This is a genomic window from Erythrobacter sp. QSSC1-22B (assembly GCF_001678665.1).
In the GTDB taxonomy this organism is placed as follows: Bacteria; Pseudomonadota; Alphaproteobacteria; order Sphingomonadales; family Sphingomonadaceae; genus Qipengyuania.
In genome coordinates this window covers 655,596-668,366 of the sequence record NZ_LZRP01000001.1, presented here as the reverse complement: position 1 = coordinate 668,366, position 12,771 = coordinate 655,596, and the positions used below count along the sequence as shown (strand labels likewise).

The window sequence follows — 12,771 nt, the reverse complement described above, 5'->3', positions numbered from 1 at the left end:
CGCCGCTCCCTCACCGCCGCTCCCGCACCGGACAATCCGCGCCAAACCATTGCGTCGGCGTGACAATCCCCCGCCATGCCGCAGCGCCGCTTGCACTGCGCGGTGACGGGCGTAAGTTCGCGACTCGCAAGGCCGCGCCTGGCCGAGTTGCAAAGGACCCTATGGCTCGAAAATCCGCCAGCAAACCCCGCAGCGGCGCCACTCCGGCGCTGTCGCGTCCGCCCGTTCCCCAGCGCGAGATTCGCCGCGCCCAGACCGAGATAACCTTCGACAACCAGAGCCTGCTTGGCGCGCTGTTCGGTCAGTTCGATGCCAATCTGGTCCAGGTCGAGAATCGCCTCGGCGTGTTCATCTCGGCGCGCGGCGACCAGATTCATGTCGAGGGGCCCGAGGACAGTGTCGCCCGCGCGCGCGACGTCCTGCAGGCGATGTACGATCGCCTTGCGCTGGGTGAGGATCTCGACGCCGGCACCATCGAAGCGGTGATCGCCATGTCGAACGAGCCGACGCTCGATGGCATCATCGAAGGCGAGCCCGATCTGCCGCCGATCATGATCCGCACCCGGCGCAAGACCATCGTGCCGCGCAGCGTTGCGCAGGCGACCTATATGCGCTCGCTCAGCCGCGACGACATCATCTTCGCGCTTGGCCCGGCGGGTACCGGCAAGACCTATCTGGCGGTGGCGCAGGCGGTCAGCCAGTTGATCAGCGGCAGCGTCCAGCGGCTGATCCTGTCGCGCCCCGCGGTCGAGGCGGGCGAGAAGCTCGGCTTCCTTCCCGGCGACATGAAGGACAAGGTCGATCCCTTCCTGCGCCCGCTCTACGACGCGCTCTACGATTGCATGCCCCCCGAACAGGTCGACCGGCGGATGGCCAGCGGCGAGATCGAGATCGCGCCGATCGCCTTCATGCGCGGGCGGACGCTGGCGGACAGTTTTATCATCCTCGACGAGGCGCAGAACACCACCCGCGAGCAGATGAAGATGTTCCTCACCCGTTTCGGCCAGAACAGCCGGATGGTGGTCTGCGGCGATCCCAAGCAGGTCGATATCCCCGGCGGGATCGGGATGAGCGGACTGGCCGATGCGGTCGACAAGCTGGAAGGCGTGGAAGGCTTCGGCACGATCCGTTTCGGTGTCGGCGATGTGGTCCGCCACCCTATCGTCGGGCGGATCGTCGAAGCCTACGAGGGGCCGGACGCTTAGGCGGACTGGCGGTTCGATGGGGCGGGGCAACGCGCGTTTGGCGGCTTTGCTCCGATTCCCGAACATACCATTTTTACCGCAATCGCCTTAGGCAGGCACGAGTGATCGCAGCGATGGCCCGAACCGAAAGCCCGAAGACAGTGGACCTGGACACCGAGATCGAGCCCCCTTGGCCTAGTGGCGACTGGTCGGGACTTGCCGACCGCGCGGCCCGCGCCGCCGCTGCAGTCGCGCCCGAGCTTGCTAACCTGCGCCTTTCGGCCAGCCTGCTCTTCACCTCCGATGCCGAGGTCCACGCGCTCAACCGCGAATGGCGCGGGCGCGACAAGCCGACCAATGTGCTGTCCTTCCCGATGCTGGCGCGCGACGACCTGCTTGCACTCGCAGCAGATGGGCCTCCCGAACTGCTCGGCGATATCGCGCTGGCGCAGGAAACCTGCGCGCGCGAAGCGGAGGAAAAGGGCATCGCGCTGGCCGATCACGCGGCTCATCTGATCGTCCACGGCCTGCTCCATCTGGCCGGGCACGACCATGTCGATAGCGACGAGCAGGCCGCCAAAATGGAGCGGCTCGAAATCGCGGCGCTTGAAATGCTGGCGATCCCTGATCCATATGGGGATCGTATCTAGAAGGAGTGCATTCCAGGGCCATGCCCGATTCGTCATCAACCGCGGGAGACGCGGAAAGTAGCAGCGGGCTCTGGCCCGCTATCCGCAGATTGTTCGACTCCGATAGTGGCGATCGCTCGCTGCGTGCGCAGCTCGAGGAAGCCATCGACGAGCACGAGGGCGAGAACTCCGGCACCCCCGAAACGGTCGAGAGCCGCAAGGGAGACTTGTCGCCGGTCGAACGCCAGATGCTGCGCAACCTGTTGCATTTCAGCGAGCACGACGCCGACGACGTGTCGATCCCGCGCGGCGAGATTATCGCGGTCGAAGCCAGCTCGAGCTGGGACGAGCTGGTCAATGTCTTCGCCGAACACGGTCATTCGCGCCTGCCGGTCTATCGCGACCAGCTCGACGAGGTGGTCGGCATGATCCATCTCAAGGACGTCTTTCCATTCCTCGCGCGCGGCGATGCACCCCCGGCCGACTGGACGGTGCTGATGCGCCAGCCGCTCTATGTGCCGCAGACCCGCAACGCGCTCGACGTGCTGGCCGACATGCGCGCGCAACGGATGCATCTCGCTATCGTGCTCGACGAATTTTCGGGTACCGACGGGATCATCACCATCGAGGACCTGGTCGAGGAAATCGTTGGCGAGATCGAGGACGAACACGATGAAACGCCGGTGGACCTGATCCTCTCGATCGGCGACGGGATGTGGGATTGCGATGCCCGCGTCGAGCTCGACGAGGTCGCCGAACGGATCGATCCGCGGCTGGCCGAGGTCGAGGAATCGGTCGATACGCTTGGCGGGCTGACTTTCGTGCTGGCCGAACAGGTTCCACCCGTCGGCGCGGTGGTCGACCACCCGAGCGGCTGGCGGATCGAGGTCATCGACGGCGACGAGACCCACGTCACTCGTCTGCGGTTGCACGAGCCCAAGCGCGAGGTCTCGGACTGATCGCGCACTCGACAGGACAGCTTGCGGACGCCATGGAGTAGGCGATGGTCATCCGCCGACTTCCCCCGCTCCGTGCGCTCGAAGCCTTCGCCCGCACCGTCCGTCTCGGATCGGCGCGTGCGGCAGCTGACGAGCTTGGTCTCAGTCCCTCCGCGCTGTCGCGCCGGATCGGCAATCTCGAAAGCTTTGTGGGCAAGAAACTGTTCACCCGCGCGCGCCAGTCGATGCAGCTGACCGACGAGGGTCAGGCCTTTTACGAATCGGTCAATCCGCATCTCGAGGCGCTGGCCCGCGCCGTGGAAAGCCAGTCGGAGAATTTGTCGCTGCTGCGGCTGAGGCTTGGCGTGTTGCCGCTGTTCGGCAGTCAGCGGCTGTTCCCGCGGCTGAGCGAACTGCGCGCGTCGCATCCGCTGCTGCATATCGATATCGACACCGGGCCGCATATCGAGGACCGGGTAGGGGACACGCTGGATGCCGGGATCATCCTGTCACGTGGCCCCGCCAGCGGACTGCATGCCGTGCGGCTCGACTACAACCGGGTCCACGCCATCGCCAACCGTGCGATTGCTGCGGCGGTCGGGGCCGAACCCGATCGCGAATTGCTGTCGAAGCAGACCTTCCTCATCCATCAGGAACTGCCCGCCAGTTTCGAGGCGTGGAAGGCGGCGCTCATGCTCCATGATCTCGAGCCCGCGGCGATCGACCACTACGATTCGGGCCAGCTGATGCTGGCGGCAGCGGCGCAGGGGCTGGGGATCGCAATCATGCACGACGACCACCTGCGGCGCGCCGCCGATGCGCGGCTGACCAATCTCTACGGGGTCGAGGTCGAGAGCCCCTACAGCTACTGGTTCGTCTGCCGCCCGACCGCGCTCGAGGAACGCCCGGTGCGGATCTTCCACGACTGGCTGGTCCGCGCCGAGCTCTAGTTGCGCGGTGGCGGGTTGCTCCCTGCCGCGCGATCTGCGGGCGCGACATAGCGGACCGGCGCGACCGTGTGAGCGAAATCGCGCAATGGATGATCGAGTGCGGCCAGCAACGCCTCTTCGATCTGCTCGCGCGCCTTGGCGGCGATCGCCTTGCGTCCGTGATATTCTTCCGGGCTGAAGGGGTCGAGGAAATGAATCCGCACCGGGAAGGTGCCACGCCGCGAGAGGATTCGCCTGGCGTTGTTGAGCCCGCCTTCATCGCCGATCCAGCCGATCTCCTCGCCCGCTTCGCCATAGTCGAGCATCACCGGCTGGACGAGCACGCCTGAGGGTGGGGGTTCGAGCACCGAAAGGATGCTCGACTTGAACGGCAGCAGCGAATGACCGTCGGTCGTGGTTCCTTCGGGAAAAACCGTCACCGACCAATTGTCCGCCAGCGCCTCGCGCAACGCGTTGATCTGCGAAGCGACCCCCAGGCGGTTCTCGCGCTGGACGAAAACGGTCCGGTTGAGCGAGCACAGCCAGCCGATGACCGGAACTTGCGACAACTCGTATTTGGCGACGAATGCCGTGCCGCTGGCGCCCGCGAGTGCCAGGATGTCGATCCAGGAGACGTGGTTGGAGATGAAGAATACGTCGCGCCGCAGCGGTGTGCCGATGATCTCGACCCGCGCGCCCGATACCCGCGCGACACAGCGCAGGAAATACATCGGGAAGGGCGAGCCATAGGCGAGAATGCGGAACAGGTAATGCAGCGGGACGAAGAAGATCAGCAGCGCAACGATCCCCGCCGACCGCAGCGCGAGCCGTATCCGGCCGGGTAGATCGAGCTGTGTGGTCTCACCGCGCATCGCGGCAAGCCGCGCGTTGCTGCGGGTTTCAGCCTTCGCGGTCGAGCCGGACGCCATAGAGTTCCATCCGGTGATCGACGAGGCGGTAACCCAGCTTCTCCGCGATCTGCTTCTGCAGGGCTTCCAGTTCCGGGTCGACGAATTCGACGACCTTGCCGCTTTCGACGTCGATCAGATGGTCGTGATGGGCTTCGGGCGCGGCTTCGTAGCGCGCGCGGCCATCGCCGAAATCGTGGCGGTCGAGAATGCCCGCGTCCTCGAACAGGCGGACGGTGCGATAGACCGTAGCGATCGAGATCTTGGCATCGATCGCCGAGGCGCGCTGGTGCAGCATCTCGACATCGGGGTGATCGTCGCTCTCGGACAGGACACGCGCAATGGTGCGGCGCTGCTCGGTTATCCGCAGCCCCTTGTCCGCGCAAAGCTGTTCGAGGTCGATCCGCTGCTGCAAGTCATGCTCCAATACAAAAACGCCCCGCACCCATAGAGGGGCGAGGCGTCTTGCTCAAGCTTCAGACCGCGCTCAGGCGGTATTCTTCTTGCTACCGCGCTTCTGACCGGGCTTGCGGCCCAGGCCGATCTTCTTGGCGAGGTCGCGGCGCGTAGCCGCGTAGTTCGGTGCAACCATCGGATAGTCGGCAGGCAGGTTCCAGCGCGCGCGGTAGTCGTCGGGGGTCATGTTGTACCGCGTCATCAGATGCCGCTTGAGCATCTTGAATTTCTTTCCGTCTTCGAGGCAGACGATATAGTCGGGTTTTACCGACGCGCGGATCGAAACGGCAGGTTCCGGCCTTTCCTCGACGGGCTCATCCTTGGTGCCGAGTTCGACAAGCGCACCGTAAATCTTCGAAATCAGCGTCGGGACTTCGTCCACGGAAACGCTGTTGTTGCTCACATGGGCAGCGACGATGTCGCTGGTGAGGGTGATGAGCATTTCGCTCGTGTCGTTCTCGAAATTATCCATTTTCAATCCTTCGCGATCCGGGTCGGTTGTAGTGGCCTCTTATTGCCGAGGCTTCTGACGCGGCCCCTTGAACCGTTCGGCCCCCAATTGCAACTGCAGTAGGCGGTTTTCAAGTAATACTCGACGAACAGGTCGATCATTTGGTTAAATTTTTACCGAAAGTGATCGCGTCGAGCTTCTGCCCGTCAGTGGTACGGTAATAATCCTTGCGCATTCCGATGCGTTCGAACCCGGCGGCGCGATAGATCCGTTCGGCCGGATTGTTCGCCCGCATTTCGAGAAACATCCGCGTCGCGCCTCTCTCGCGGGCGGACGCGGCGGAATATTCGATCATGCGCTTGCCCAGTTGCCGACCGCGATATTCGCGTATGATGGCGACCAGCAACAATTCTTCTTCATCCAGCACCAGGCGCGACAGCACGAAGCCGATCGTCTCTGCGGGATCTTGGGCGATATTGCCTTGTGCATCGATCAGCAGCGCATGGGTCGTGGAGAGCCCAAAACTGTCGGAGACCTGTTGCCGGTTCCAGGCTTCTCGCCAGAACGGATCGAATGCCCGTTCCATGACATGCATGATGGCGTCGATCGTTTCTTCCTGCGTCATGCCGGGAGTTTGGCGTCCGGAGGGCGGCCGTAGATCGGGGCGAGCCGGTCTGTGAGGAGTCGAGCGGGGAGGGCGCAGGCATAGCGCGCATCGGGCAGCAGGTTCAGCGCCTCGCCGCTGCCGCGCAGCGCCACCAGTTCATCCGCCCTGCTGCCGACGACCAGTTTCGTATCGGAGACGCGGGCGGCGCTGTCCGGGGCAAGCGAGGCATGGTCTGCCAGCGCCAGGCCCTGGGCATCAAAAGCCTGCACGAGAAATTCGCCATGACCGCCACTCATGGCCACCAGGAGCGGCGATCCGTTTGCGTTCTGCACAGCCCTTGCGGTCGCTGCGACCAGTGCGAGGGTCGGGAACCCCAGCACCCTGGAATCCCAGGCTATCGCCAGTGCGCGGGCCGTTGCCAGCCCGATCCGTGTGCCGGTGAAGCTGCCGGGACCCAGCGAGACCAGAATACGCCTCGCCTCCCCGCGATCGGGCAGTTCGGCAATCATCGGCACCAGCCGTTCGGCATGGCCGCGGCCGATCAATTCGTGACGATGATCCAGTAGTCGTGCGCCCGCACCCGCGCCCTCGAACAGGGCGACGGAGCAGGCTTCGGTGGCGCATTCGATTGCAAGCGTTCGCATACAGGTGCGATGCCTCAGCCTCGAACAACCTTCAAGCCGCGGGCCTCAAACGATCCGGGTGAATTTGTCGAAATCGGGACGCGGGCTGCGGTCGAAGATGCTTTTCGGATCGCCATAGCCGATCGAACAGACCCAATCCGCGCGATGGCGCGGCTGGTCGGCAAAAAAGGTCTTCGTGATCCCGTCGAGATCGACGCCGGACATCGGACCGCAATCGAGCCCGAGCGCGCGCGCCGCAACGATCATATAGGCGCCCTGCAGCGCTGAATTGCGCTTGGCACCCTCGATGCGGCCCGCCTCGTCGCCTTCGAACCAGCTCTTGGCGTCGGTGTGCGGGAACAGCCAGGGCAGTTCCTCGTGAAAATCGATATCGTAGCCCACGATCGCAGTGACCGGAGCAGCGCGGATCTTGTCCGCATTGGCATCCGAGGCCAGCTCGGCAAGCTTGTCCTTCTGCTCCTGCGACTTGACCCACACGATCCGCGCGGGCTGCATATTGGCCGAGGTCGGCCCCATCTTCGTCAGCTCGTAGATCGCATGAAGCTGCTCGTCGCTGACCGGCTTGTCGAGCCAGCCATTGTAGGTGCGTGCTTCGCGGAAAATCTGGTCGAGCGCGTCGGCGGACAGCGCATGGTCGTGGAATTGCTTGGTCATGGAAGTCCTAGTGCAGTACTATGATGGTGCTGGTCGAAATCAGGCGGCGCGGACTTCAACGACCTCGGGCACGTAATGTTTCAGCAGGCCTTCGATGCCGTGCTTGAGCGTGGCGGAAGACGACGGACAGCCCGAACAGGCACCCTGCAGCGTCAGGAACACGATCCCGTCCTTGAAGCCGCGATACTGGATGTCGCCGCCATCGCCGGCCACCGCGGGCCGCACGCGGGTGTCGAGCAGCTCGTTGATCTGCGCGACGATGTCGGCGTCCTCGGCATTTTCCTCGACCAGCAGATCGCCGCCTTCGGGCGGTACCGCGATCCCGGCGGCGGTGCCGGGCGCGAACAGCGGTGCCTCGGCGACGAAATGGTCGAGCAGGATCGAGAGGACCTGCGGTTTGAGCGCATTCCAGTCGACCCCCAGCGCCGCGGTGACCGAGATAAAGTCGCTGCCGAAGAAGACGTTTACCACCTCGCCGGTGTCGAAGATCGCCTCGGCCAGCGGACTGGCCTCGGCGGTTTCGGGATCGGCGAATTCGCGCGTCCCCTGCGTCATGACCTGCTGGCCGGGGAGGAATTTGAGGCTCGCCGGATTGGGCGTGGTTTCGGTCTCTATGAACATGCCTTGCGATGTAGGGTGCGCAACCGGCCGGGGCAAGGCACCACACCTCGCCTTCGCGTTCACTCATGCGCGTTCACTATCGCTTCACCCGAGGGCACCCTATATGGCGCTCATGACCATCTTCACGCGTGCTGCCCGACAGCTTGCATTTTTCGCCCCCATTGCGCTTTTCGCCCTGCAGCCCGTGGTGGCGCAGGAGATTGCGCTTCCGGTATCGGCTCCGGCGCCCGCCGCGCTGCAGACCGGGGACGAAGTGCCGTGGATCTATCGCGGCAGCGATGTTCCGCGCGACGATGAATGGTTGTTCGGCGAGATGGACAACGGCCTGCGCTATGCGGTGCGCCGCAACGGCGTGCCGCCCGACCAGGCGTCGATCCGCGTCCGCATCGATGCCGGTTCGCTGCACGAGACCGAGGATGAGCGCGGCTATGCGCATCTGCTCGAGCACCTGCTGTTTCGCGAGAGCAAATATCTCGGCACCTCCCAGGCGATTCCGACCTGGCAGCGACTGGGCGCGACTTTCGGCAGCGATACCAACGCCGAGACCAGCCCGACGCACACGGTCTACAAGCTCGATCTGCCCAATATCGATGCCGCCAAGCTCGAGGAAAGCATGAAGCTGCTTTCTGGCATGGTTCGCCAACCCGTGCTCAGCGATACCACCGTGGGTGCCGAAGTCCCGATCGTGCTTGCCGAAATGCGCGAGCGCGGCGGCGCGGCGCAACGCAGCGCCGATGCCAGCCGTGCGACACTGTTCGCCGGCCAGCCGCTCGCGACCCGCAATCCCATCGGTACGGTTGAAACGCTGCAGGCCGCAACCGGCCGCAGCGTCGACGCCTTCCACCGCCGCTGGTACCGGCCCGAGAACACCGTGATCGTTGCGGTCGGCGATGTCGACCCGATGCTGCTCGCGGCACAGATCGAAGCCAAGTTCGGCGACTGGGAAGGGCGCGGCGACCCCACGCCCGCGCCGAGCTTCGGCGATCCGGTGGCGCCCGAAGGCACCGATCCCGCCAACCCGGTGGGGGAGGCGGTGGTCATCGTCGAGCCCGATTTGCCGCGCAGCCTGACCTATGCGGTGCTGCGTCCGTGGCGCCCGGTGCAGGACACCATCGTCTACAACCAAGGTCTCTTACGCGATTCGCTGGCACAGGCGCTGATCAACCGGCGGCTGGAATCGCGCGCCCGCGCCGGTGGCAGCTATCTTTACGCGCAGGTCCAGCAGGACGACGTCAGCCGTTCGACCGATGCCACCTTCGTCAGCATGGCACCGCTAAGCGATGACTGGGATACCGCCCTGCGTGATGTTCGCGCGGTGATCGCCGATGCGCTGGCGACCCCGCCGACCGAAGAGGAAATCGACCGCGAGATCGCCGAATTCGAGCAGGTCTTCGAAAGCTCGGTTGCCGAACGATCGGTGATGGCGGGCGGAAGGCTGGCGGACGATATCGTTCAGGCGGTGGATATCCGCGAGGCGGTCGCTGCGCCTGAGACCGTGCTGACCGTGTTCCGCGGGATGAAGGATGCGATCACCCCGCAGCAAATTCTCGATCACACCCGCGCGCTGTTTGCCGGATCTGTGATCCGCTCCGCCTATGTCACCCCCGCCGCGGGCGAGGCGAGCGCGGAAGAACTGCGCGTCGCGCTCGCCGCTCCGGTCGAGCCCGACGGCAGCGCCCGGCTCACCGCCGCCACGATCGCCTTCGACGAATTGCCGCCAATCGGCGAGCCCGGCGAAGTCGTCCGGGCCGGGCCGATCGGGGTGCTCGATGTCGAACGCGTCGATTTCGCCAATGGCGTCAAGGCGCTGTTGTGGGCCAACAATGCCGAGCCGGGCCGCGTCTCGGTCAAGGTCCGGTTCGGCGGCGGCTATCGCGCGATCGATCCGGCGCAGGCCGCTTATGTCCGGCTCGGCGAGATGGCCTTGATCAGTTCGGGCCTCGGCGAACTGGGCGAGGAAGAGCTCGACCGGATCAGTACCGGGCGCAAGATGGGCTTCGATTTCGCGGTCGACGAGGGCGCCTTTACGTTCTTCGCGCAGACCCGCGCCGACGATCTCGCCGACCAGCTCTATCTCTTCGCTGCCAAGCTCGACATGCCGCGCTGGGATCCCAATCCGATATTGCGCGCGCAGGCAGCGGCACGACTGGCCTATGAAAGCTACGCCACCAGCCCGGCCGGCGTACTCAACCGCGATCTCGACGCGCTGCTGCGCGATGGCGATGCGCGGTTCGCGACGCCCGATCTCGCCGCGCTCGCCGAGACCGACCCAGAAGGCTTCCGCGCCTTCTGGGAGCCGTTGCTGGCGCAAGGTCCGGTCGAATTGCTGATCTTCGGGGATTTTGAACGCGACGAAGCGGTGGCGGCATTGGCGCGAACCTTCGGCGCTCTCGAACCGCGCGGCGATCTGCCCGAGGTCATTGCGGCCCGCGTGCCATCCTTCCCGGACGACGAGGACACCACCATCCGTTACCACCGTGGCGATGCCAACCAGGCAGCAGCGGTTATCGCCTGGCCGAGCGGCGGCGGGGTGGCTGGCCTGCCCGAATCGCGCCAGCTCGAAATCCTTGTCCAGCTGTTCAACAACCGGCTGTTCGACGCGATGCGTGAGCGGGCAGGGGCCAGCTATGCACCCATTGTGCGTTCCGAATGGCCCAGCGACATCCCGAGCGGTGGCCGCATCAGCGCACTGGCGCAATTGCAGCCGGGGGATGTTCCGATCTTCTTCCAGGAAGCGGAGCGGATCGCCGATGAACTCGCCACCACGCCCCCAGCAGCGGACGAGCTGGCACGGGTGACCGAACCGCTGCGCCAGTCGATCTCGCGCGCTTCGAGCGGCAATCTGTTCTGGCTGTATCAGCTCGAGGGTTCGACCGTCGATCCGCGGCGCATCGCGCTGCTGCGCTCGCTGCTCACCGATTATTCGCGCACCACGCCCGAGGCGATGATGCAGCTGGCGCAGAAATATTTCGGCGGTCGCGAGGGCTGGCGGCTGGCGGTGATACCCGAGGGCGCGGAGTTGGCCGGTGAAGTTCGCCCCTCGACTGCGCCGCCAGTGATGCAGGGCCGGTGATTCAGGGCCGGTGATGCAGGGCCGATAAAGCAGGCTCAATAACGCAGCCGCGCCGACACCGGTCCAGCATTCCCGATCTCGGCAATCGGGTTTTTGCGCTGGCCAAGCAAAACCTGCTTGCGCCATGAGGCGGCATCCGCTTGCGATTGTTGCGCAAGTGCGACGGCGATACTGCCGTATGGCGATTGAATGGACCGATGATGACGAAGGCGTGGACGCCCGACAGCTGGACGCAATTCGAAGCGCGGCATCTGCCGCACTACGAAGACGCCGAGGCGCTGGCCGCAGCGCAGGAGACGCTCACTTCGCACCCCCCGCTGGTTTTCGCGGGGGAGGCGCGCGCGCTCAAGGCTGATTTGGCCGAAGTCGCGGCGGGCCAGTCATTCCTGCTGCAGGGCGGCGATTGCGCCGAGAGCTTTGCCGAATTTCACCCCGACAACATTCGCGATACCTTCCGCGTCATCCTGCAGATGGCGGTGGTGCTGACCTTCGCCAGCAAGCACCCGGTGGTGAAGGTCGGGCGGATGGCGGGGCAGTTCGCCAAGCCGCGTTCATCGCCCACCGAGACGCAGGGCGATGTCACGCTGCCGAGCTATCTCGGGGACAATATCAACGGCATCGAATTCGACCCGGAGATTCGCCGTAACGATCCCCAGCGGATGGTGCGCGCCTATTCGCAGGCCGCGGCCACGCTCAATCTGCTGCGCGCCTTTGCGGGCGGGGGCTACGCCAATCTGCGGCAGGTCCACCAATGGACGCTCGACTTCATGGGCCGCAGCCCTTGGGCCGACAAATTCGCCGACATCGCCGACCGGATCGGCGAATCGCTCGATTTCATGGAAGCCTGCGGGATCGACCCGCACACCATGCCGCAATTGCAGCGGACCACTTTCTACACCAGCCATGAAGCGTTGTTGCTGCCCTACGAGCAGGTGATGACGCGGCGCGATTCGCTCACCGGCGAGTGGTACGACACCAGCGCGCATATGGTCTGGATCGGCGACCGCACCCGGTTCGAAGGCAGCGCGCACATCGAATTCGCGCGTGGCATCGGCAATCCGCTGGGCCTCAAATGCGGGCCGAACCTCGAACCCGAGGCGCTGCTGCGGCTGCTCGACACGCTCAATCCCAACCGCGAGCCCGGACGGATCACGCTGATCAGCCGCTTCGGCCACGATAAGGTCGAGAAGGGCTTGCCGCCGCTGGTGCGCGCGGCCAAGCGCGAAGGCCATCCGGTGGTGTGGAGCTGCGACCCGATGCACGGCAATGTCGTCAAGGCGGACAGCGGCTTCAAGACGCGTCCATTCGACCGTATCCTGAGCGAGGTGAAGGGCTTTTTCGCGGTCCACCGCGCCGAGGGCACGCATCCTGGCGGCATTCATGTCGAGATGACCGGGCAGGACGTCACCGAATGCGTCGGCGGCGCGGTGGCGATCACCGATGAGGCGCTGGGCGATCGCTATCACACCCATTGCGACCCGCGGCTCAACGCCGCGCAATCGCTCGAGCTGGCCTTCCTGTTGGCGGAGATGCTCAACGCCGAGGCGCAGGTACGCCGGGCCGACGCCGCCTGAGCCACCGATTGTAAAATCCGCGCCCTGAGATGGTGCGGAAAAGGTTTTTCGCGGAACCCCTTTCGGAAACGGCGGTTTCTCGTCATTGTGGGGTTAGATCGCG

At 64.9% G+C, this 12,771-nt stretch carries 13 protein-coding genes; 6 read left to right on the top strand and 7 right to left on the bottom strand.

Going from position 1 to position 12,771, the window contains the following annotated elements; translation table 11 throughout:
- The first annotated feature begins 161 nt into the window (after nucleotides 1–161).
- From A9995_RS03145 to A9995_RS03130, 4 genes are all read left to right on the top strand, one after another.
- Entirely contained in the window at nucleotides 162–1,205 is a 1,044-nt protein-coding gene (locus A9995_RS03145; protein WP_067608980.1) for a PhoH family protein, read from the top strand.
- Nucleotides 1,206–1,345: 140 nt separating this feature from the next.
- Entirely contained in the window at nucleotides 1,346–1,834 is a 489-nt protein-coding gene (ybeY, locus tag A9995_RS03140) for an rRNA maturation RNase YbeY (RefSeq protein WP_067609509.1), read from the top strand.
- Nucleotides 1,835–1,854: 20 nt separating this feature from the next.
- Entirely contained in the window at nucleotides 1,855–2,772 is a 918-nt protein-coding gene (locus tag A9995_RS03135) for a hemolysin family protein (protein WP_067608977.1), read from the top strand.
- A gap of 44 nt (nucleotides 2,773–2,816) precedes the next feature.
- Entirely contained in the window at nucleotides 2,817–3,701 is an 885-nt protein-coding gene (locus A9995_RS03130; RefSeq protein ID WP_067608974.1) for a LysR family transcriptional regulator, read from the top strand.
- Here the strand turns inward: A9995_RS03130 and A9995_RS03125 are convergent.
- The 7 genes from A9995_RS03125 to A9995_RS03095 form a co-directional block, all read right to left on the bottom strand.
- A complete protein-coding gene (locus tag A9995_RS03125; RefSeq protein WP_067608972.1) occupies nucleotides 3,698–4,609 on the bottom strand; it encodes a 1-acyl-sn-glycerol-3-phosphate acyltransferase in 912 nt (303 codons plus the stop codon). The two genes, A9995_RS03130 and A9995_RS03125, sit on opposite strands and share 4 nt — an antisense overlap.
- Nucleotides 4,581–5,003, bottom strand: a complete 423-nt coding sequence (locus A9995_RS03120; RefSeq protein ID WP_067608970.1) for a Fur family transcriptional regulator — start codon at nucleotides 5,001–5,003, stop codon at nucleotides 4,581–4,583. The genes A9995_RS03125 and A9995_RS03120 overlap by 29 nt, the downstream gene beginning before the upstream one ends.
- 72 nt (nucleotides 5,004–5,075) lie before the next feature.
- Nucleotides 5,076–5,516 (bottom strand): MucR family transcriptional regulator, encoded by a 441-nt coding sequence (locus A9995_RS03115; protein ID WP_067608967.1) that lies wholly within the window; start codon nucleotides 5,514–5,516, stop codon nucleotides 5,076–5,078.
- A gap of 136 nt (nucleotides 5,517–5,652) precedes the next feature.
- Complete coding sequence (locus A9995_RS03110; RefSeq protein WP_067608963.1) at nucleotides 5,653–6,120, bottom strand: GNAT family N-acetyltransferase; 468 nt, start codon at nucleotides 6,118–6,120, stop codon at nucleotides 5,653–5,655.
- The gene (tsaB, locus tag A9995_RS03105; RefSeq protein ID WP_067608960.1) at nucleotides 6,117–6,746 is read right to left on the bottom strand and encodes a tRNA (adenosine(37)-N6)-threonylcarbamoyltransferase complex dimerization subunit type 1 TsaB; all 630 of its coding nucleotides are present in this window, start codon (nucleotides 6,744–6,746) and stop codon (nucleotides 6,117–6,119) included. The genes A9995_RS03110 and tsaB overlap by 4 nt, the downstream gene beginning before the upstream one ends.
- A 45-nt stretch (nucleotides 6,747–6,791) precedes the next feature.
- Nucleotides 6,792–7,400 carry a malonic semialdehyde reductase gene (locus A9995_RS03100; RefSeq protein ID WP_067608956.1) on the bottom strand — a complete coding sequence of 203 codons (609 nt, stop codon included), beginning with the start codon at nucleotides 7,398–7,400 and terminating at the stop codon, nucleotides 6,792–6,794.
- Nucleotides 7,401–7,439: 39 nt separating this feature from the next.
- Entirely contained in the window at nucleotides 7,440–8,021 is a 582-nt protein-coding gene (locus A9995_RS03095) for a NifU family protein (protein WP_067608955.1), read from the bottom strand.
- A 112-nt stretch (nucleotides 8,022–8,133) separates the two neighbouring features.
- On the opposite strand from A9995_RS03095, the gene A9995_RS03090 reads away from it, so the two are divergent.
- Together A9995_RS03090 and A9995_RS03085 are read left to right on the top strand one after the other, a co-directional pair.
- Complete coding sequence (locus A9995_RS03090; RefSeq protein ID WP_067609507.1) at nucleotides 8,134–11,094, top strand: pitrilysin family protein; 2,961 nt, start codon at nucleotides 8,134–8,136, stop codon at nucleotides 11,092–11,094.
- 200 nt (nucleotides 11,095–11,294) lie between these two features.
- Nucleotides 11,295–12,668 (top strand): class II 3-deoxy-7-phosphoheptulonate synthase, encoded by a 1,374-nt coding sequence (locus tag A9995_RS03085; RefSeq protein ID WP_067609505.1) that lies wholly within the window; start codon nucleotides 11,295–11,297, stop codon nucleotides 12,666–12,668.
- The last annotated feature ends 103 nt before the right edge of the window (nucleotides 12,669–12,771 follow it).

Excerpts from the sequence above, each read along its gene's own strand:
- A9995_RS03110 (WP_067608963.1), bottom strand. The coding sequence starts at position 6,120 with ATGACGCAGGAAGAAACGATCGACGCCATCATGCATGTCATGGAACGG.
- A9995_RS03115 (WP_067608967.1), bottom strand. The coding sequence starts at position 5,516 with ATGGATAATTTCGAGAACGACACGAGCGAAATGCTCATCACCCTCACC.
- A9995_RS03130 (WP_067608974.1), top strand. The coding sequence starts at position 2,817 with ATGGTCATCCGCCGACTTCCCCCGCTCCGTGCGCTCGAAGCCTTCGCC.
- tsaB (WP_067608960.1), bottom strand. The coding sequence starts at position 6,746 with ATGCGAACGCTTGCAATCGAATGCGCCACCGAAGCCTGCTCCGTCGCC.
- A9995_RS03085 (WP_067609505.1), top strand. The coding sequence starts at position 11,295 with ATGACGAAGGCGTGGACGCCCGACAGCTGGACGCAATTCGAAGCGCGG.
- A9995_RS03100 (WP_067608956.1), bottom strand. The coding sequence starts at position 7,400 with ATGACCAAGCAATTCCACGACCATGCGCTGTCCGCCGACGCGCTCGAC.
- A9995_RS03095 (WP_067608955.1), bottom strand. The coding sequence starts at position 8,021 with ATGTTCATAGAGACCGAAACCACGCCCAATCCGGCGAGCCTCAAATTC.
- A9995_RS03090 (WP_067609507.1), top strand. The coding sequence starts at position 8,134 with ATGACCATCTTCACGCGTGCTGCCCGACAGCTTGCATTTTTCGCCCCC.
- A9995_RS03145 (WP_067608980.1), top strand. The coding sequence starts at position 162 with ATGGCTCGAAAATCCGCCAGCAAACCCCGCAGCGGCGCCACTCCGGCG.
- A9995_RS03135 (WP_067608977.1), top strand. The coding sequence starts at position 1,855 with ATGCCCGATTCGTCATCAACCGCGGGAGACGCGGAAAGTAGCAGCGGG.
- A9995_RS03125 (WP_067608972.1), bottom strand. The coding sequence starts at position 4,609 with ATGGCGTCCGGCTCGACCGCGAAGGCTGAAACCCGCAGCAACGCGCGG.